The organism is Pararhizobium sp. LjRoot235 (assembly GCF_964254145.1).
Taxonomy (GTDB): domain Bacteria; phylum Pseudomonadota; class Alphaproteobacteria; order Rhizobiales; family Rhizobiaceae; genus Pararhizobium.
In genome coordinates this window covers 1,165,252-1,183,515 of sequence record NZ_CAXUSP020000001.1, presented here as the reverse complement: position 1 = coordinate 1,183,515, position 18,264 = coordinate 1,165,252, and the positions used below count along the sequence as shown (strand labels likewise).

The following is an 18,264-nucleotide window of genomic DNA, read 5'->3' as shown; positions in this document are numbered from 1 at the left end:
ATCATCGCCCTCCGAAGCCGCGGTTCAGCGCCCGTTCTGCCTTGGAAAACAGGGTTTGGCTGACCGCCGTCATGCAGAAGAACAAAGCCGCGGCGATGCAATAAAACAGGAGAGGAGAGCGGTTAATCCCGGCTCCGATCGCAGCCGTTCTCATCAGTTCCTGCAGTCCGACCACCGAGATCAGCGATGTGTCTTTGATCGTCATCTGCCACACGTTGTTGATCCCTCCAAGCGCCAGCCGTAATGCCAGCGGAAAGGTGATGCGGGAGAAGGCGATCCGAGTTGGCAAGGCGAGCGACTTCGCAGCTTCAAGCAGACCATATGGCACCGCCTGAAGCGCGCCGCGGATGACCTCGATGGAATAAGCGCACGAGATTGCAGCTATGGCGATAACGCCGACAATGTATGGGTAGGCATTGTCAACCGAGTCCTGGTAGCCAAACGTGGTCGCGACGGTTTTGACCATATCGACAGACCCGAAAAACAGCAGGTAGATCACCAGCAGCCCCGGAACACCGCGAACGACGATACTGTAGGCGTCGACCAGTTGCGAAACCACGACGACTTTTTGCCAGCGCAGAACAGCCAACGGGGTAGCAACCACAAAACCCAACGACATGCCGAGCAGGCCGATCGCGATCGTGACAGCGCTTCCGCGCAGCAGAGCAAGCGCCCAGTCTCGCTCCACCATCAATATCCAGAAATCAGCTAGCATGGACACCATCCCAATGACCTGCCTTGGACCGAGCCAAGGCAGGTCGCATCTTCAAAAGGATCACTTCTTGCAGGGAATGGTATAGTCGTCCTGGAACCAGTGCATCGAGGCTTCTTTCACCTTGCCATCATTGACCATCTTGCAAAGCGCGGCGTCCACTTTCGCTTTGAGCTCGGTGTTGCCCTTGCGCATGCCAACGCCCATGCCGTGCCCAAGAACGTCCGGGTCATCCACGGCCATGATCTTCACGTCGATCTTCGTGAAGTTGGCGCCGTCAGGTGTTGCAAGAAAGTCCATCCAGGTCGGCGAGTCGCCGAAAGCAACATCGATACGACCGCTTGCGAGGTCGGCGGTCTGCTGGGTGGTCGCGTCGTATGTCTTCAGTTCGACGCCAGGCATCCGCTTCTCGATGAACTTGGCGTAGGTCGTGCCGGTGACGACGCCGACACTTTTGCCTTCGATGGCTTTTTCGATTTCGGGCAGGCTCTTCAGTCCGGCGAGCGGAGAATCCTTCGCAACGACGAAGTAAAGCGGCGTGGTCGCATAGGGAATGGAGTAATCGATCTTCTTCTGGCGCTCGGCGGTAATCCCAAGGCCGGAAATGATGACGTCGAACCGGTCGCTGTCCATGGATGGCACCAACGAGCTGAACGTCTGCACCACGAACTCGCACTTCAACTTGAGTTCGGCGCAGATGCCGTTGGCGATGTCGGCGTCAAAGCCGGTCACGTTACCGCTCGGATCGGCCATGCTGAACTTCGGCGCATCGCCCTCCGTGCCGATGCGCAGGACCCCGTCCTTGGCCGAAGCGGCCGTGGCCAGAGCGGAGACGAGCAGGCTGGTTGCCAATGCTGACTTGATGATTTTGCTGATGATCATGTCTGTTACCCTTTTATCGTTGTTGTTGTGGCCAGACGCCTCGAGGCGCTGGCCGGCATGACGCTCGATAAAAACCGCTTCACCCCTTCCGTGGCAGGATTTCGAAGTAGTTCTTCCGGCGTGTCGTCCTGCTCAAGGCGGCCCTCTTGCAGGAATATCATCCGGTTCGACACATCGCGTGCGAACCGCATTTCATGCGTGACGAGGAGGATCGTGGCCCCCTCTTCCGCCAGTGTGCGGATAACCTTCAGCACTTCCCCGACGAGTTCCGGGTCGAGTGCGGATGTTGGTTCATCGCACAACATCAATTTTGGTCGCATTGCCAGCACACGTGCGAACGCAACCCGTTGCTGTTGTCCGCCTGACAGTTGATGCGGATAGCGGTCGCGGAAGCTCGCCATGCCAACCTTCGACAAGGCGGACAGCGCAACCTCTTCGGCCTCCTTTCTGCTGAGTTTCAGCACATAGACCAGGGCCTCCGTCACGTTGCCGAGGGCGGTACGGTGAGGCCAGAGGTTGAAGTTCTGGAACACCATGCCGATCCGCTGGCGAAACGCTCGGATGTAGGAAGCGTTGACGATCTCGCTGTCGCCACGCTTGTTGCAACTGACAGAGATCGCCTGCCCCATGAACTCGATCTGCCCGGACGTCGGCGTCTCCAGGAAGTTGATGCAGCGAAGGGCGGTGCTCTTTCCACATCCTGACGATCCGATCAGAGAGATCACCTCCCCTTCGCTCATGCAGAAGCTGATACCATTCAATACATTCGTGGATCCGAACGCCTTGTTCAGCTCATGGACCTTCAGAACCTCGTTCATGCGTGACAACTCTCCAGGCAATTGGTCATCCTTTATCCCGCCACAGCACCTTGAGCGTCCAACTCCTTCATCACCTCGTCGACCGCAGCTTTCGCGATCGCGACCACTTCGTCGATTTCGGCTTCCGTCATGACCAGCGGCGGAGCGAAGCCCAGGATGTCCCCGTGTGGCATCGCCCGGGCAATCAGGTTGCGATTACGGGCCGCCTGGGAAATACGCCCTCCGACTTTGAGACCCGGATCAAACGAAGCCTTGGTTCCGCGGTCGGACACGAACTCGAGCGCAGCAAGCATTCCTACGCCGCGAACTTCGCCGACGATCGGGTTCTGCTCGAACTCCGCCTTCAACCGTTTCAAGAGGTAGGCGCCTTTCTTCGCGGACTGGCCCGCCAGATCCTCCCGCTCGACGATATCGAGAACCGCGTTTGCGGCCGCAGCGCCGATCGGATGGCCGGAATAGGTGTAACCATGGGAGAAGGAACCCACACGCGGCGTTGCTTCCTCCATGACGTCGTAGACTTTTTGCGACACAATCGAGGCGGACAGGGGCACATAGGCAGATGTCAGACCCTTGGCGACAGTCACCAGATCCGGTTCCATCCCGTAGAGATCCGAGCCGAACATGGCACCGGTGCGACCGAACCCGCAGACAACTTCATCGGCGATCAGCAGCACATCATATTTCTGGAGCACGGCCTGAATCTTTGGCCAGTATCCGGCGGGCGGCGGGGTAATGCCGCCGGTTCCAAGCACCGGCTCGGCAATGAACGCGCCAACCGTTTCCGGACCTTCGGCAATAATGAGTGCCTCCAGTTCGTCGGCGCGGCGCTGAGAAAACGCTTCTTCGGTTTCTCCGGGCGGTGCACCCCGGTAGAAATGCGGAACGCCAGTGCGGAGGATGCCGGAAACCGGCAGGTCCATATGATCGTGGTAAAAGCTCAAACCCGTCATGGAGCCGGCGACAACGGAACACCCGTGGTATCCGCGCTCACGTGCGATGATCTTCTTCTTCTGCGGCATTCCGCGAAGATTGTTGTAGTACCAGACGATTTTCGCCTGGGTCTCGTTCGCGTCGGAGCCTGACAGGCCATAGAAGACTTTCGACATGTTTCCCGGCGCCATTCTGACGAGCCGATCGGAAAGACGTGCCAGCTCTTCAGTGGTGTGAGCGGCGTAAGAATGGTAGTAGGCAAGCTTGTAAGCTTGTCGTGCGATCGCCTCGGCGACTTCAGTGCGACCGTAACCGATGTTCACGCAATAGAGACCGGCAAACCCGTCGATGTACTCCCTGCCGGTCGCGTCCTTTATACGAACGCCCTTACCCGTCTCGATGATGGTAGGATCGGTGTCGCCCGATGCGTAATCCTTCAGATAGGTGAAGGGATGGAGAACCGTTCTGCGGTCCATTTCTGCGATTTCAGCAATGTTCGTCATCGTCATTTCCTTACTCCGCCAGTCCGCCGAAGCACACATATTTGAGTTCCATGAATTCCTGCAGGCCGTGGCGTGAGCCCTCCCGTCCCAGTCCTGACTGTTTCCAGCCGCCAAAAGGAATAGGCGCACCGGTAAAGGATGCGGTGTTGACACCCACCATTCCATATTCGAGCATGTCCGAAAGGCGCATCGCGCGGTTCAGATCGCGCGTATAAACGTAGGCCGCCAGGCCCATCTCGCTTGCATTCGCGCCGGCACGAACCTCTTCCTCGCTCGTGAAACGAAGAACGGGCGCTACCGGACCGAAGGTCTCTTCCAACGCGATGAGCATCTCGTGGGTGACATCAGCCAGCAGGGTCGGGGCGACAAAATTTCCGAGTGCGGGATCGGGGATTTCGCCCACGAGCAACCGCGCGCCTTTTCTGACAGCGTCCTCGATATGGACACGGCATTTCTCGACGACCGACGTCTTCGTCATCGGTCCAATGTCGATACCCGCCTCAAACCCCTGCCCCACCCTCAGCGCTTCGACGCGGCGCTGAAGCCTATTCACAAAAGCCTCGTAAATGCCATCCTGGACATAGATGCGGTTTGCGGCGAGACAGTCCTGTCCTGATGTCGTGAATTTCGCGCCAACGCAGCCTTCCACCGCCTCATCGAGATCGGCATCGTCGAAGACGATAAAGGGGGCATGACCGCCGAGTTCCATGGAGACCTTTTTGACTGTGGCGGCCGCTTTTGTAAGAAGAAGGCGGCCTACATCGGTCGATCCGGTGAAGGAAAAAGCCCGCACGCGTTCGTCGGCGAGCAGCCCATCCGTCAGAAGCTCGGGTTCGCCGGTCACAACCTGGAAGACACCGCGCGGGAAACCGGCGCGGTGAGCGAGCTCGGCCAGCGCCAGTGCCGACAAGGGCGTTTCGACGGCCGGTTTCACGATGACCGGGCATCCGGCAGCAAGTGCCGCAGCTGCCTTTCTTGCGATCATGGCGCTTGGGAAGTTCCATGGCGTGACGGCGGCGCTGACACCAACCGGCTGCATGGAAACGAACAGGCGGCTGGCAGGCTTGTGGCTGGGGATCGTCTCGCCATATGCCCGCTCGCCTTCGGCTGCGAACCATTCGATAAAGCCAACGCCGTAAAGGATTTCAGCCTCGGACTCGGCAAGGGGCTTGCCCTGTTCCGCGGTCAGGATTGTGGCCAGATCACGCGCATGTCGACGGATGAGGTCCGCCCAGGACAAGATAATCTTACCGCGCTCACGGGCAAGAAGAACGCGCCAGGTCTTGAAGGCGTTCTCGGCCGCGGCGATCGCTTGATCAAGCATCCGCACATCGCAATCGCCGACACGGGCAATTTCGTCACCGGTTGCCGGGTCTGCGACTCCGGTCGCACTGCTGGATTTTTGCCACTGGCCATCGATATACGGCTGAGACCGCAGCAGTTCCGGATCATTAAGATGTCCTAGGGCGCGTCGCGCCGTTATCGCTGCATCAAGCATGTTCTTCGTGCCCCGCCTTCTGGTGGATGGAGCTTAAGGTCATTAGGGCGCATTATTTCGCTATGAAGAGTTGCCAAAGCGCGTAAATCCTGCTTTCTTGCGGCGATACACGAAGAAATTATGCGGATTTTTCGATGAACCTTGATCGCCTTGATGCCCGCCTGCTCAGCATCATGCAGAGCCACAATCGCCACAGCAGTGAAGAGCTGGGTGCCATGGTCGGTCTCTCGGCCACAGCGGTCCAGCGTCGCCTGAAGCGACTGCGCGAAAAGGGGGTAATCGAGGCAGACGTGTCGATCGTGAAACCGAAAGCAGTCGGCCGACCCATCGCGATGCTCGTGCTTGTGTCGCTTGAGCGCGAAAGGGCTGACATTGTTGACCGCTTCAAACAGTCGATCCGCCATACGCCGGAGGTGATGAACGGATACTACGTCACAGGAGATTCAGACTTCGTGCTCATCGTGACCGCGCAGAGCATGGAGGACTACGAAGGTTTTACCCGGAAATTCTTCTATGAGAATCCTGACATCAAGGGCTTCAAGACAATGGTCGTAATGGATCGGGTCAAAACCGGGTTCTCGGTGCCCATCGATTTGGATGACTTTTCGTGAATCCCCTGCGCGGAGCCTCCGGCCGACAACGCTACTGCATAGTTCCTTAAATCGGAATCGATTTAAGGATAAAATTATGCAGCACTTTAAAGTGCTACAGCGTCCTTTGCGCGTCATATTTGACGCGCGGCGCTGTAGAGGCCGCTCGCTACGCGCCGGAGGTGAGCGATTTTAGTTCAACTCGCTTCCGCCAAAAAATCAGGAATTGCGCGACAGCGGCATGCTCTCTTGATGTCCTTCGAGGCACGCCGAGATCGCCCGCAGTTGGAATTCGAGTGCGGGACCTTCTGCCGGGAACCGGCCGTCCAGCGCAGAGGTACCGACGGTAAATCCCGCTGCGCCATTCCTGCGAATAGTCTCGACCTGATCCGGCCGGTCCACCGATCCCGCGACGATAATGGGCTTCGGCACGGCTCGACACACAGCGTCGATGAGAGATGGCACATTACCTGCCGAACGATAGGCGAGAAGGTCGAGACCGGCGACACCGGGGTGGCTGGCAAGCGTGACGGCGCTTTTGACGATCTCGGCCTGCGATCCTTCGAGAATACTCGGGTGCCCGACGATGCGGCCCGGAAACGGATAGTAGCGGATCGGCGTCCCTTCCAAAAGCGGCAGCACGTCTTCGGCATGGGTGCCACCGAGAAGATAGTCGACGCCGAGGTCGATCGCCGCCTTGACCGAGCGGATCTCGCTGTCGCGGTCGAGCGATACGACTTCGAGATAGGTGCTGGCTCCGCCCTCGCGGATCTGGCGGGCGAGGCCGGCGAGCGCGTCGAACGGCAGGCCGACGTCCTTGAAGCCGATGTGGCGGATTCCGGCCCGGAGCGCCGTTTCGGCGTGGACGGCGGCGTCGGCCACGGTGCGGTCGTTGCGTGTCAGCATGAAGATGAAGTCGAATGGTGTCATGAGGTTTTGGCTTTCAGGTTCGGGAGGGAAGCCTTCAGCCGAAGGGCGTAGTCGAAGGCGGTCTCAAGGCTGGAAGGGTCTGCAACGCCGGACCCCGCGATATCGAAGGCGGTGCCGTGATCGGGACTGGTGCGCACGAACGGCAGGCCCAGGGTGACGTTCACGCCATGGTCGAGGCCCATGTATTTGACCGGGATGAGGCCCTGGTCGTGATACTGCGCGACCACGATGTCGAAGCGGCCCTTGCGGGCCTGCATGAACACGGTGTCGCCGGGCCATGGGCCGGATGCGTCGATACCTTCGTCACGGGCCGCCTCGATCGCCGGCCGGATGATGCGGATTTCCTCGTCTCCGAAGAGACCGCCTTCGCCGGCATGCGGATTGAGGCCCGCGACAGCGACACGCGGATGGGCGATGCCGAGCGCCTGCGCACCGGCATGGGCCAGCCGGATCGCGTCCATCTGCGCCGCGAAATCGCCTTTGCGGATCGCCTCGGACAGCGAACAATGGATGGTGACGAGGACCGTGCGAATGTCCTCGTTCGCCAGCATCATGGCGACCTTGGGAGCGCCGCCATGATCGGCCAAAATTTCGGTGTGGCCGGGATAGTGCAGACCGGCGGCGGCGAGCGCTTCCTTATGGATCGGCGCCGTAACGATGCCGCTTACGCGACCGTCCCGCGCCAATCGGATCGCGACAACGATCGCGTCAAACGCCGCGCGTCCACCGATGGCCGAAACCTGGCTGACCGGTGGCAGGACGCGAAGCTGCGAGGAGCAAAGCACGTTGAGCGTTCCGTCATCGGGCACGGTCTCATCAAGGGAAGCGATCGGCCGGACCCGCACATCGGCATCCAGCGCGGAAAGGGCGTGGTTCATCACCAGCGGATCACCGACGACGATCCAGTGCCGTTTGTCCGGGCGACGGAGATACATTTTTGCGATGATCTCGGGGCCGATGCCGGAGGGATCACCCATAGTCACGGCGAGAGGAGCGTCATGGGCGGTCATGGATCAGAGCCTTTCGTGAAAGCGGTTTGGCCAGCAGGTCGCGGACGGCATCAAGGAGTGCCGAGGGTGAGCCGAACCCTCCCGCCTTCATGGCGATGGTGAGCGACGTTCCGTCCGCCCGTCGGGCGCGACCGACCGGAAAGCCGGGCTCCAGCTCGCGGGTGAGAAAGAAACGGCTGACGCCGAGGCGGTCGAGGATCGCCGCCATCGTCTCGCCGCCGGTGGCGATCACCGCGTCACAGTCATGCCGGACGACCGCTGCGGCTGCTTGTCCGGCGAGGTTCGCCATCAACGCGCTGGCATTCGCCTGCCGTTGCAGCGGTGCCTGAAGGCAAATCACACGGGCATCGCCGGGAGCGTCGGCCAGGTCGGCGACGACTGGAACGCCTTGTTCCCGCAAGATCTCGCATTGGGCGCGCGTTACCGGATTGGCGCTTCCTGCGACAATCACCATGCGCCCGGCGGCTTTGCCCGTTACCGCGCGTTCATCCGGCACGACAGGGACCAGCGATGCCAGCGCGATGGCGAGACCAGGAGAGCCCACCCACAGGACAGTTTCAGGATCGGGGATGCTGGCGACTTGCCGGTTCAATACGTCTTGGCTGTCGGCGTCGAGGATCAGAATGGATGCGCTCGTCGCCGCATCGCCGGAACTGTCTTGGGCGAGAAGGATCGGTCTTCCCAGGGACGGGTCAATCAGATTGGCAATGTGCGATGTGCCTGCGGGATGGACTGCATCACAGCCGTAGACGCTTTGACTCACGGGAATGCCGTTCACCGTCTGGATACCGCCGACGGTGAGCCGCCCCGCTTCGGGAAAGGCTGGAGCGATGACAAGCCTGCTCCGGCCGCTTGCGCGAAAGGCGGCGGCGACTTCCAGGCGGATATGGCCGCGCAGGGTCGAATCGATCGTCTTGAACAGAAGGCGGGCACTCGAGAGAGCCGACACCGCGTCGGCCGTAGCCTTTGTCGCCTGCCAGATGGCAGAGGCGCGGCTGTTGGTGTCGATCGAAACGACGGCCCCAATTTCCGGGCTGTCGGCATTTCGCTTGATCAGAGGCGCATGGCCTTTCCCGAGAAAGGCAGCCGCGCCGTCGGTAGCACTGGTCAGGTCGTCGGCGATTATCCCGACGAGGAGAGATGTGTTCTGCTTCATGTTGGTGAGAATAGCAGAACGGTCAGAACCGATTATCCATATGATCTGACGATTGGTGGTGATATGAAATCACCAATGAAACGATCTGACGTACCTTTTCTCGACGATCTGCGTGCCTTCGAAACAGTGGCGCGTCTAGGGTCTGTGCGTGCTGCGGCTGCCGAACTTGCTCTGACGCATGGTGCAGTCAGCCGTCGCGTCTCCAAACTCTCCGCCGATCTTGGTCTGCGCTTGCTCGAAGCGGACGGACGCGGAGTGCGTCTGACCTCCGATGGCGAGAAGCTGGCGGAGGCGACCGGCAAGGCGTTCAGCTTAATCACTGATACCTTGGCAGAAATCAGATCCAGCTCGACGCCCATTCCGATTATCCTGTCCTGCGAGCGCTCGCTGGCGATGCGCTGGCTGATTCCGCGCCTGTCTGGGTTTCAGGATCGATACCCGGATGTCGAGGTGCATCTATCGACCGGCGGCGGTGGGCTCGACTTCGCGCGCGACCGGGTGACGCTTGCGATCCGTCGTCTCGATTTTCCGGTGGACCCGGAATGGACCATCATCAGGCTGATGCCCGAGCGTGTTGGCCCGGTGATGCTACCATCCCTGCGCAAGCGGTTCGAGAGTGGCGACTATGTGGCGCTCGGATCACGGACGCGACCGAATGCCTGGGAAGCGTGGTTCGACGAGCACATGGATGCGCCGCGTCCTCGAACAACCCGATTGCTGGATCATCATTTCCTGATGGCTGAAGCGGCCCTGGGTGGTCTTGGCGTTGCTCTTGCACCACAGGCGATTGCAGCGGATGACGTCGCGAATGGGCGATTGGAAGCACCACTCGGCTTCGATCGCGACGGGACCGACTACGGCCTGATCCATCCGAAGTCGATCATTGTTTCTCCCGGCCTCTCCGCATTGCGCGATTGGCTGACCGCGGAGTCCGAGAGATCGTTCAAGAAGATGTAGAAAGTGTAGGAATACTTGCGTACGGGAATCGCTTCGCAGGACTCCCAATAGCAATTGCGCTTGTGTGTCCAAGTTTGGGCGGAGCTCGTCGTTCCCGGTAGGCGGGAGCTGCCCACGCCAAAGCAACAACGAACAAAGAACAGTGCCGCCGCTATTCGGCATGGCGAGCCGTGGCGATCAGCTTAGAGCAAAGCCAGCAGAGCGGCGGGGGACCGGCAAACGACTATGGAGGCGGTGCCACCCATCCTCTCGCTTCCTCGGGCTGATACAGCTCGAAAGGCTCGCATGAGACAGCAGTGCGAAAGGTCGTGCTGGTTTTGCGGTGAATGGGTGAGGCCTTCTGCCGAATGACCATGCACTTTGGCACATTCTGCCACAGCCATGCAGCTATTCTCGGTTCATAAGACAAACGACAGGAGCCAAGGATATGGACCGCTTCCGGCCGAAATACGTGACTTTTGATTGCCACGGCACGCTCATCAATTTCCAAATGGCGGAAGCCGCTAGGGATTTGTTCGGTCATCTTCTGGATGGGCTGCGCATGGACGAGTTCGTCAGAAACTTCCAAGGCTATCGCCTCGATGAGGTGATGCAGGACTGGAAGCCTTACGCAGATGTCGTTCACAACGCACTGGAGCGCACCTGCCGCCGCAACAACGTCACATTCCGTGCCGAAGACGCTGAAACGATCTACAACCGCATCCCGACCTGGGGACCGCATCAGGACGTACCCGAGGGATTGGCTAAACTGGCCAAGGAAATTCCGCTGGTTATCCTTACGAACTCCATGATAGCCCAAATCCCGTCAAACGTGGCAAAGCTCGGCGCGCCATTTCATGCCGTCTACACCGCTGAACAGGCGGGCGCCTATAAGCCGCACTTCAAAGCGTTCGAATATATGTTCGACATGCTGGGATGCGGCCCAGAGGACATAACGCACGTTTCCTCGTCTTTCCGCCACGACCTGATGTCTGCCTATGATCTGGGGATCAAGAGCAAGGTCTGGGTTAATCGCGGCCACGAGCCAGCAAACCCATTCTACGAGTATACGGAAATACGCGATGTTTCCGAGCTACCTGGCGTTTTCGGACTCTAAAACGCGAGGATGATTCGTCTTGCAGAGCCCCCCCTTTTTACCGGGGCCGGAAGAAAGACCAGGCGAGAGGTAGCTGTGGCGAGGTAGTGGTACACGCGCAATGATCCCCATCCGATAGGGGATTGCCCCTGCCCGACCTTCCGCAACAACTTAAAGCGAGTGGATCCTTCGGCGAAGGCCGGCACAGTCTTTCGCGGACAGCCCAAAGGTCCAGGATGCCAGGAGGCAATCACGATCGCCAACGCGACGCCTTTCGGCCTCGCGGCCTATTTCTGCACCGAGAGCCTGAAGCACTCCTGGCGTGCCGCAGAGTCGCTCGAGTTCGGCATGGCTGGACTGAATATCGCAGCCATTTCAACAGAAGTTCGCCCCGTTTGGCGGCATCAAGCAATCCGGCCTCGGCCGCGAAGGCGCCCAGTGCGGCATCGAGGAATATCTGGAAATCAAGAGCTTCCACATCGGCAGGCTTGCCTGACCGACTGGAAAGAATAACGAAAAAGCGCGCCGAGAGATCATCCCGGCGGCCCTTCTCGTTGGTCGCGGCGTCAGTTACTGAAATCGGTCGAGGGTTTTGTAGTACAACCCGACGAGCGGCAGGAACGACGGCTTGCCGACATGGCCGGGAACGGCCGGCCAGTCGAGTCCCTTGAGAGGATGGCGATCAGCTTTGCCGAGAATGGCATCGGCGATGATCATGCCGAGATGTGTCGACAACTGTGCCCCATGGCCGGAATAGCCCCGCTTCCTCGTGGAATTTTATGCCGTTGGGCTTGCATGCCTTTCGAGCGAATTGTGATCACCTCACGATAAGGTTTCCAATCGCCGAGGATCTCGTCGAGACGGTAGGCGGCGAAGTTCTTGATGAACTCAACCATATGTGGCTCTGCGAGCTGTTCGCCGTAAAGGTCGCGCGGCTTCTGCATCTGGAAGTTGGTCAGCGTGCCGTAGCAGTCGAAGGTGATGAATTTCGCGCGGAAATGGCCATGATCTGATCCTGAACTGATGCGGGGCTTCATCTGCGATCATCATAGGCCGACGCTCGACCATGAGTTTTACCGAAATCCGAATTGTCAAAGCAGATTCTTTCGTATCCGAAGCCGCTTTGGCAGATTGTGCGTCTTGCTGCGGTTTACCATCGAGATGTGGACTGTGGGGATTGAATGAAGTCACTTGCGGCAATTGGAGCGCAGGATTTGCATGATTGGTGCTGTTTTGAAGGGTTGGGTTGTTTGCCCAACTTTCGGAACAGAAGAATGAGGGATGACAGAGACAAGCCCTGCGCCGGCGGACGAACGATGACGTGACGCTCGCGATCCTGCGGGTCTATTGCCGGCTGGCGAGACCCGAGGTTTGGCTGTTTCCGGGTCGGGACGAGACCAAGCTCATCGACGTCTGCCCTGCCGTTCGGCGTGCGCCACGGCCGGCATCGACAAAAGCGGAACCGACAAGCCTGTCCACCACGGCACGCTGGCTGATGCCGCATTTGCAGTACCAACGGACGGCCCAGATTATTCTCCGCGAAAATGCCGCCACTTGATATCGCTCGTTAAAAAACCTGCTGCCAATACAGCCGGAGCCAGATGGCGCAACAAGCATGTTTTTGCAACACAGCCCGGAAGCTAGCCTGCGATTTTGATGAGGGCGCGCTCCAAGGCTGCAAGAAATTGGTCCACATGCTCGGCTTGGCAAACGAGCGGAGGGCGCACTTTAAGCGAGTCTTCATTGGCGCCCGTCGTGCTAACAAGGACACCGTCGTCTCGCATCGCATTCACCACATTCAAAGCCATGGCCCGCCGGCTTGCAGCCGGTGCGCCCTCCAGCCCCAGATCGATGCCAAAGAACAGACCTGCGTTTCGAATGCCGCCTATGCCGTAGGGCAGCATGGCAAGTTTCTCCAGCCCGGCTCGGAGCCGCTCGCTCATGGCAAGCGCGTTTTGAGGGATCTGATCGCGCTGGAGAATTGTCAGCACGGCGTCCGCCGTTGCTATCCCCACTGTGTTGCCGGCGAATGTGTTTGAATATCGAGCTGTAGCACCAAATTGGTCCATCGGTGATTTCCGTCCAACGACAGCGCCAATTGGAAATCCATTGCCCATGGGCTTGCCAAGGGTGACCACGTCCGGAACGATCCCGTGCCGCTCAAAGCCCCACATATGAGCGCCGGTCCGGCCAAAGCCGGGTTGAACTTCGTCGGCGATTACAAGACCGCCTGCTTCTCGCACTGCCGCAACACCACCGGCGATGAAGCCAGGAGGATCGACCCATACGCCGTCGCTGGAGAAAATGCTGTCGATGAGGAGGGCGGCAACGCCAATGCCCCGGCGGTTTAGATCGACAATGGCAGCGCGAACCTGCGTTTCGAAGAAATCCGCAGCTTGCGATTCCGGCACGCCTGCGGGGCCGTGTAGAGACACCATGCGCACGAACGGACTGAGCTTGACCGCGTCACCCAGGTTGGGCGACACCGTTGCTGTGGCCGCGCTGGTGCCGTGATAGGCGTAGGACGAGACGATCACACCTTCGTTGCCGCTTGCCAATCGCGCGATACGCAGGGCCAAGTCGTTGGATTCACTTCCCGTGCAAGTAAAAACCACCCGGTCCAGCTCGTAAGGGAAGGTTTCGATCAGTCGCTCGGCATAGTCGACAAGTTTTGGTTCGAGATAGCGCGTGTTGGCACTTATCCGGCCGGCCTGCTCAGCCATGGCAGCGTTTACTTCTGGATGGCAGTGGCCGAGAGACGGTACGTTGTTGTAGAAATCAAGGTAGGCCCGGCCGTCAGGATCGTAGAGCCACATGCCTTCGCCGCGAAGGAAATGAACCGGTCGCCGATACTGGAGCCGATAGGAAGCTCCAAGAACATTGTTTCGGCGGGCAATAAGCTCGGACTCGCGCGTCGGAAGATCAGCTTCACCGGGTGTGTAGCGATTTGGCATGAGGTCTGTGGACATGTGCTTCAACCTGCTTGAGAGAGTACCTTGATCAATTCGCGGTTCTTCTTTTTTCGGGCACCGTGTCAGGGTCCGATCGAACCGATATTGTATTACGGGTGGAACGACGACATTGCCGCGAGGACTGCCGCCTCGCCCTCATCGACACCAAGGGGTGCAAGAATAGAAAGGCCGTGCTCGGCGCGCGCGACATTCTTTTTGATGTACTGGGCGTCGGCAGGGAAAAGGTGGGATCGCCAGTAGTTGATCAAGATCAGTGCGCTTTGTCGCGCCCGCATTAGTCCGACAAGCAGTCTTGCTTCAAGCGCGGAAAGTGGAATGACCGAGGCATAACCAGCAATAAGATATTCTGCCCCGCCCAAAGCGATAGTCGGGTCCTTTACCACGTGACTTGCAGCAATCGCGAGGTCTTGAATTCTAGGGCTCCAACAGCCATCGCCAAAATCGATGAAACCCATTTCCTGGCCAGTTACCATCATATTGAATGGGCTGGGATCATTATGCGTTATCTGCCACGCCACATTCGAGATTTGCGGCTCAACAAACTCGACATAGTTGTCCATCGCGACACGTACGCTATCTGCAACAGTGCCGGATGGCAGGTATTGCTCTAGCTCCATCAACCGCGACCAGCACCCGACGTGCCAAAGAACGGGGCGGTGGGCTGCGGGCACACTGACCAGATCAAGAGCTAAGTCGAGCCGTGCGAGAGCACTGCCGGTTCGGAAAAGCAGGTCGGGAGTTGGCGTCGCTTGGTGCAGCGGAATGCCTTCGAGACGAGTCTGCAAGTACCCGCATACTCCCTCTTGCTCAAACATCAATGAGCCGTTGCTCGTGCGGAGCACTTCGGGTGCAACGAAGCCCGCGGCCCCTTGCAATCCAGCCATAGCGGCGGCTTGGAAACGAAAGCTGCCGACGGCCTCCGGTCTGGTCGACATCTTTAAGATCAATCGACGGCCATCCGACAAGTTGACTTCAACGGTGCGCTCGATCTCGGAGGACAATGTAGCGATCGGTCCCGTCAATCCGTAGTGGCGCTTCAGCAAGGCCGCCGACAGGTCCGGTTCAGAGGAGCCCGGCCGCATGGCCAAGATCGCCGTGGCAGCTCGAAAATAGGCTTCGCTTGAAGCTGCCGAGACAGGCGTATCGGTATCGAGAGCCTGGGAGCCCTTCCGATGACCCACGTGGCCCTCAGTGACCACATCATTACAAACACCCAATTTTGACGTTCCTCGCCTGTCGGGGATCGATGCTTTTCATGCATTGGAACATGAGAAGCGGTCGATTGACGGACAATCCCCGCTGTTTAGAAGTTCCAGCCGGCCTTGGCCGGGTGGCGCGCTGCAGCAAGGCCGGTTAAACCGCCGCCGATGACAGCGACGTCATAATGGCCTTCGACCGGGCGTTGCGCGGCATCGCCGAAGACGAGCGCCGTGTCGTGCCAGTAGGATTTCATGATCATGTTTCTCTCAAAGCCCGACGACGCCGGGCAGGCCCGAGATATCCCTGATTTCGACATAACCGTAATAGGGGTTCGCCGGCTCGTGACCGCGATTGACCCAGACCTTGTTCCTGATGCCGAGGTCGTGCGCCGACATCAGGTCGTAGCGGAAGGAGGACGAGCAGTGGAGAATGTCCTCCGGCCCGCAGCCCAGCATATCGAACATGTATTCGAAGCCTTTGAAGCGTGGCTTGTAGGACTGCGCCTGCTCCGCAGTATAGACGGCATGAAACGGTGCGCCGAGCTTTTCGACATTCGACATGATCTGCGAATTCATCGCGTTGGAAAGGATGACCAGCGGGATTTCCTTGGCGACCTTGGCAAGACCGGCCGGTACGTCGGCATGCGGCCCCCAGGTCGGCACGCGCTCATAAACCATTCGCGCCGCTTCCTCGTGGAATTTTATGCCATTGCGCTTGCAGGCCCGTTCGAGCGAATTGTGAACCACCTCATTGTAAGGTTTCCAATCGCCGAGGATCTCGTCGAGACGGTAGGCGGCGAAGTTCTTGATGAACTCAACCATATGTGGCTCGTCGAGCTGTTCGCCATAAAGGTCGCGCGCGGCTTCTGCCATCTGGAAGTTGGTCAGCGTGCCGTAGCAGTCGAAGGTGATGAATTTCGGACGGAAATGAGCCATGATCTGGTCCTGAACTGATGCGCGGTTTTATCTGCGATCATCATAGGCCGACGCTCGACCACGAGTTTTACCGAAATACGAATTGTCAAAGCAGATTCTTTCGTATCCGAAGCCGCTTTGGCAGATTGTGCGTCTTGCTTGGACTATCGCCGGTCTGCGTGGGTCCATGAGCGCCGTCGGCAGCCCTGATCACAATGCTCAGGCCGAGAGCTTCATGAAGGCCCTGAAAGTGGAGGACGTTTATCCCGCTTTCTACGAAACTTTTTGCGGACGTGGCCGAGCGATTGCCCAAGTTTATCGAAGAGGTCTACAATGCCAAGCGGCTGCACTCAGCCCTTGGCTATCGATCGCCAGCGGAATTTGAAACCCACCTTGCCCGACAGGCGGCTTAGTTTCGAGCGCCTCGCTGCTCCAGCCTAGAGGCTCGGGCTGTTTACTTTCATCTTTTCGCACACAAGAACCAGTTACATGTTGAAGTGTCGAAATCCTTTTTGATCCCATTCAGCAGTTAATGCGCCGCAACGGGCGAGCAACGTCATTTTGTTCTGCGTCACAGCAATATCCAACACCAAGTGTTTCGCGATCCGCCGTCTTCTGAAGCTGCTTGGCGGCGGTCGACCGATGAGGTCTCGTTGTCGGCAAATTTCTGATGCAGGACTTTCTGCGCCATATCTACCAATGTGAGTGACGACAATGTCTAGTTTGAAAGCGCCCTTCTTCACTGATGATGCCGTCGCCAGCCCTTTTTGGTGGGATGAGGCCCGTCCGAACGGAGCCAATGCCGACGATATCCCCTCCTCCACGGAGGTCGCAATCATCGGCGGTGGCTTCACGGGCCTCAACGCGGCTCTTGTTCTTGCAAGGGCCGGCAAGCAAGTCAGCGTCTATGACGCTGACGCACCGGGCTGGGGTGCTTCGTCGCGCAACGGCGGATTTCTAGGGCCCGGCTGGGCGTTCTTCGATACCGCGATGACCTCCTATGGCGCAGACATGGCCCGACGCGTCGTGGAGGAGAGCTTTCAATCGCTGCAATACGTCAAAGATGTTGTCGCAAAGGAACAGATCGACTGCGACCTGAAGGTGGTTGGATATTTCAAGGGGGCAATGACCCCGCGCATCTACGACAGCCTGGGCAACAACATAGAGCGCATTCGCAAAGTGCTCCCGTGCGACGCCTATATGGTTCCGCGGTCCGAACAGCATAAGGAAGTTGGTTCCAATCTTTATCACGGCGGGATCGCCATGCCTGGTTATGCAGGGCTTCATCCAGCAAAATATGTCAAAGGCCTGGCCGAAGCCGCCCAGCGCCTGGGCGTGCGCGTCTTCAACAATGCCCGTGTAACCGATCTTCAGCAAAAGGCTGGCGCGTTTGCATTCAAGGTTCAGGGTCGGGATGTCATGGCACGCCAAGTCCTGATAGCGACCAATGGATACAGCGGCGCGCTGCTGCCCTATCTAAGGCGTCGCATTATTCCCGTTGGCAGCGGCTTGGTCGCAACGGAACAGCTGCCGCCGGAGCTTATGAGAAAGCTGATGCCGAAGCAGCAGATGCTTGCCGGCAGCCAGCGCGTGGTGACTTACTATCGCCCTTCGCCTGATGGAACACGCATCATCCTGGGTGGACGTGTTCTCGACATGAGCGGCACGGTGAAAAGCAACACCGCGAACGCAAACTATCTTCGCAGCCTGCTGGTCAAGATCTTTCCGGAATTGAACGCACACAAGATCAGCCACTACTGGCACGGCCAATTGGGCTTCACCTTCGACCATTTCCCGCACGTTGACACCATCGACGGGATGTTTTTCGCCGGCGGCTACAACGGCACAGGCGTCGCGCGCTCCAGCTGGCTCGGCGGTAAAATCGCCAACGAAATGCTCGGCAATGACCAGGGCAAGACGGTTTACAGCGAACTCAGCTTTGAGACGCGCCCATATTTCAACGGCAAGCCCTGGTTTCTTCCGTTGGCGGTTTGGTATTATGGAATGCTGGACAAATGGGATCAGCGGTGATCCCGGCCATTGGAACCCGGGTCTTATCTCCCTATGGCGCGGCACTCTGGGTCGTTCCAACAAGTCGGGCGAGCGCATCGGGCCAC

17 protein-coding genes and 4 pseudogenes are annotated in these 18,264 nt (G+C 58.7%); 6 read left to right on the top strand and 15 right to left on the bottom strand.

Going from position 1 to position 18,264, the window contains the following annotated elements; translation table 11 throughout:
* Position 1 precedes the first annotated feature (1 nt).
* The 5 genes from ACSQ2Z_RS05635 to ACSQ2Z_RS05615 are packed head-to-tail and all read right to left on the bottom strand — an operon-like array spanning position 2 to position 5,343.
* The gene (locus ACSQ2Z_RS05635; RefSeq protein ID WP_436080285.1) at positions 2–715 is read right to left on the bottom strand and encodes an ABC transporter permease subunit; all 714 of its coding nucleotides are present in this window, start codon (positions 713–715) and stop codon (positions 2–4) included.
* Between the two features lie 60 nt (positions 716–775).
* Entirely contained in the window at positions 776–1,594 is an 819-nt protein-coding gene (locus tag ACSQ2Z_RS05630; RefSeq protein WP_436080284.1) for a transporter substrate-binding domain-containing protein, read from the bottom strand.
* A gap of 5 nt (positions 1,595–1,599) precedes the next feature.
* The gene (locus ACSQ2Z_RS05625; protein ID WP_436080283.1) at positions 1,600–2,412 is read right to left on the bottom strand and encodes an amino acid ABC transporter ATP-binding protein; all 813 of its coding nucleotides are present in this window, start codon (positions 2,410–2,412) and stop codon (positions 1,600–1,602) included.
* Between the two features lie 32 nt (positions 2,413–2,444).
* A complete protein-coding gene (locus ACSQ2Z_RS05620) occupies positions 2,445–3,845 on the bottom strand; it encodes an aspartate aminotransferase family protein (RefSeq protein ID WP_436080282.1) in 1,401 nt (466 codons plus the stop codon).
* 10 nt (positions 3,846–3,855) lie between these two features.
* Positions 3,856–5,343 carry an NAD-dependent succinate-semialdehyde dehydrogenase gene (locus tag ACSQ2Z_RS05615; protein WP_436080281.1) on the bottom strand — a complete coding sequence of 496 codons (1,488 nt, stop codon included), beginning with the start codon at positions 5,341–5,343 and terminating at the stop codon, positions 3,856–3,858.
* Positions 5,344–5,477: 134 nt separating this feature from the next.
* On the opposite strand from ACSQ2Z_RS05615, the gene ACSQ2Z_RS05610 reads away from it, so the two are divergent.
* Positions 5,478–5,954 (top strand): Lrp/AsnC family transcriptional regulator, encoded by a 477-nt coding sequence (locus ACSQ2Z_RS05610; protein ID WP_436080280.1) that lies wholly within the window; start codon positions 5,478–5,480, stop codon positions 5,952–5,954.
* 198 nt (positions 5,955–6,152) lie between these two features.
* Here the strand turns inward: ACSQ2Z_RS05610 and ACSQ2Z_RS05605 are convergent, their stop codons facing one another.
* Genes ACSQ2Z_RS05605 through ACSQ2Z_RS05595 form a run of 3 tightly spaced genes read right to left on the bottom strand, consistent with a single transcriptional unit; the run spans position 6,153 to position 9,029 of the window.
* Positions 6,153–6,863, bottom strand: a complete 711-nt coding sequence (locus tag ACSQ2Z_RS05605) for a 4-hydroxythreonine-4-phosphate dehydrogenase (RefSeq protein ID WP_436080279.1) — start codon at positions 6,861–6,863, stop codon at positions 6,153–6,155.
* Positions 6,860–7,873 (bottom strand): 4-hydroxythreonine-4-phosphate dehydrogenase PdxA, encoded by a 1,014-nt coding sequence (gene pdxA, locus ACSQ2Z_RS05600; RefSeq protein ID WP_436080278.1) that lies wholly within the window; start codon positions 7,871–7,873, stop codon positions 6,860–6,862. The genes ACSQ2Z_RS05605 and pdxA overlap by 4 nt, the downstream gene beginning before the upstream one ends.
* Positions 7,860–9,029: a four-carbon acid sugar kinase family protein gene (locus ACSQ2Z_RS05595; RefSeq protein ID WP_436080277.1), complete on the bottom strand. Its 1,170-nt coding sequence runs from the start codon at positions 9,027–9,029 to the stop codon at positions 7,860–7,862. Before ACSQ2Z_RS05595 ends, pdxA begins: the two co-directional genes overlap by 14 nt.
* A 75-nt stretch (positions 9,030–9,104) precedes the next feature.
* On the opposite strand from ACSQ2Z_RS05595, the gene ACSQ2Z_RS05590 reads away from it, so the two are divergent.
* From ACSQ2Z_RS05590 to ACSQ2Z_RS05580, 3 genes and pseudogenes are all read left to right on the top strand, one after another.
* Positions 9,105–9,986, top strand: a complete 882-nt coding sequence (locus ACSQ2Z_RS05590; RefSeq protein WP_436080276.1) for a LysR substrate-binding domain-containing protein — start codon at positions 9,105–9,107, stop codon at positions 9,984–9,986.
* A gap of 427 nt (positions 9,987–10,413) precedes the next feature.
* Positions 10,414–11,082 carry a haloacid dehalogenase type II gene (locus ACSQ2Z_RS05585; RefSeq protein ID WP_436080275.1) on the top strand — a complete coding sequence of 223 codons (669 nt, stop codon included), beginning with the start codon at positions 10,414–10,416 and terminating at the stop codon, positions 11,080–11,082.
* 219 nt (positions 11,083–11,301) lie between these two features.
* Positions 11,302–11,557: pseudogene (locus ACSQ2Z_RS05580) on the top strand (aldehyde dehydrogenase family protein); the annotation flags it as partial.
* Between the two features lie 74 nt (positions 11,558–11,631).
* On the opposite strand, the pseudogene ACSQ2Z_RS05575 reads toward ACSQ2Z_RS05580, so the two are convergent.
* Positions 11,632–11,820: pseudogene (locus ACSQ2Z_RS05575) on the bottom strand (FAD-dependent oxidoreductase); the annotation flags it as partial.
* A 1-nt stretch (position 11,821) separates the two neighbouring features.
* Positions 11,822–12,098, bottom strand: a pseudogene (locus ACSQ2Z_RS05570) (hypothetical protein); the annotation flags it as partial.
* 284 nt (positions 12,099–12,382) lie between these two features.
* Between ACSQ2Z_RS05570 and ACSQ2Z_RS05565 the strand changes: the two are divergent.
* The gene (locus tag ACSQ2Z_RS05565) at positions 12,383–12,619 is read left to right on the top strand and encodes a hypothetical protein (protein WP_436080274.1); all 237 of its coding nucleotides are present in this window, start codon (positions 12,383–12,385) and stop codon (positions 12,617–12,619) included.
* 82 nt (positions 12,620–12,701) lie between these two features.
* On the opposite strand, the gene ACSQ2Z_RS05560 is transcribed toward ACSQ2Z_RS05565, so the two are convergent.
* From ACSQ2Z_RS05560 to ACSQ2Z_RS05540, 5 genes and pseudogenes are all read right to left on the bottom strand, one after another.
* The gene (locus tag ACSQ2Z_RS05560; RefSeq protein ID WP_436080273.1) at positions 12,702–14,030 is read right to left on the bottom strand and encodes an aspartate aminotransferase family protein; all 1,329 of its coding nucleotides are present in this window, start codon (positions 14,028–14,030) and stop codon (positions 12,702–12,704) included.
* A 92-nt stretch (positions 14,031–14,122) separates the two neighbouring features.
* On the bottom strand, positions 14,123–15,250 hold the full coding sequence (locus ACSQ2Z_RS05555; protein WP_436080272.1) for a phosphotransferase enzyme family protein: 1,128 nt from the start codon (positions 15,248–15,250) through the stop codon (positions 14,123–14,125).
* 98 nt (positions 15,251–15,348) lie between these two features.
* Positions 15,349–15,492, bottom strand: a pseudogene (locus ACSQ2Z_RS05550) (FAD-dependent oxidoreductase); the annotation flags it as partial.
* 7 nt (positions 15,493–15,499) lie between these two features.
* Positions 15,500–16,168, bottom strand: coding sequence for a haloacid dehalogenase type II (locus tag ACSQ2Z_RS05545; protein ID WP_436080271.1), 669 nt, complete (start codon positions 16,166–16,168; stop codon positions 15,500–15,502).
* Between the two features lie 464 nt (positions 16,169–16,632).
* On the bottom strand, positions 16,633–16,986 hold the full coding sequence (locus tag ACSQ2Z_RS05540) for a hypothetical protein (RefSeq protein ID WP_436083144.1): 354 nt from the start codon (positions 16,984–16,986) through the stop codon (positions 16,633–16,635).
* Here ACSQ2Z_RS05540 and ACSQ2Z_RS05535 point away from each other — a divergent pair.
* A complete protein-coding gene (locus tag ACSQ2Z_RS05535; RefSeq protein ID WP_436082991.1) occupies positions 16,871–18,178 on the top strand; it encodes an NAD(P)/FAD-dependent oxidoreductase in 1,308 nt (435 codons plus the stop codon). The two genes, ACSQ2Z_RS05540 and ACSQ2Z_RS05535, sit on opposite strands and share 116 nt — an antisense overlap.
* Positions 18,179–18,264: the final 86 nt, after the last annotated feature.

Coding starts and splice junctions, on each gene's coding strand:
- ACSQ2Z_RS05635 (WP_436080285.1), bottom strand. CDS start 715: ATGCTAGCTGATTTCTGGATATTGATGGTGGAGCGAGACTGGGCGCTT.
- ACSQ2Z_RS05630 (WP_436080284.1), bottom strand. CDS start 1,594: ATGATCATCAGCAAAATCATCAAGTCAGCATTGGCAACCAGCCTGCTC.
- ACSQ2Z_RS05625 (WP_436080283.1), bottom strand. CDS start 2,412: ATGAACGAGGTTCTGAAGGTCCATGAGCTGAACAAGGCGTTCGGATCC.
- ACSQ2Z_RS05620 (WP_436080282.1), bottom strand. CDS start 3,845: ATGACGAACATTGCTGAAATCGCAGAAATGGACCGCAGAACGGTTCTC.
- ACSQ2Z_RS05615 (WP_436080281.1), bottom strand. CDS start 5,343: ATGCTTGATGCAGCGATAACGGCGCGACGCGCCCTAGGACATCTTAAT.
- ACSQ2Z_RS05610 (WP_436080280.1), top strand. CDS start 5,478: ATGAACCTTGATCGCCTTGATGCCCGCCTGCTCAGCATCATGCAGAGC.
- ACSQ2Z_RS05605 (WP_436080279.1), bottom strand. CDS start 6,863: ATGACACCATTCGACTTCATCTTCATGCTGACACGCAACGACCGCACC.
- pdxA (WP_436080278.1), bottom strand. CDS start 7,873: ATGACCGCCCATGACGCTCCTCTCGCCGTGACTATGGGTGATCCCTCC.
- ACSQ2Z_RS05595 (WP_436080277.1), bottom strand. CDS start 9,029: ATGAAGCAGAACACATCTCTCCTCGTCGGGATAATCGCCGACGACCTG.
- ACSQ2Z_RS05590 (WP_436080276.1), top strand. CDS start 9,105: ATGAAACGATCTGACGTACCTTTTCTCGACGATCTGCGTGCCTTCGAA.
- ACSQ2Z_RS05585 (WP_436080275.1), top strand. CDS start 10,414: ATGGACCGCTTCCGGCCGAAATACGTGACTTTTGATTGCCACGGCACG.
- ACSQ2Z_RS05560 (WP_436080273.1), bottom strand. CDS start 14,030: ATGTCCACAGACCTCATGCCAAATCGCTACACACCCGGTGAAGCTGAT.
- ACSQ2Z_RS05545 (WP_436080271.1), bottom strand. CDS start 16,168: ATGGCTCATTTCCGTCCGAAATTCATCACCTTCGACTGCTACGGCACG.
- ACSQ2Z_RS05540 (WP_436083144.1), bottom strand. CDS start 16,986: ATGATTGCGACCTCCGTGGAGGAGGGGATATCGTCGGCATTGGCTCCG.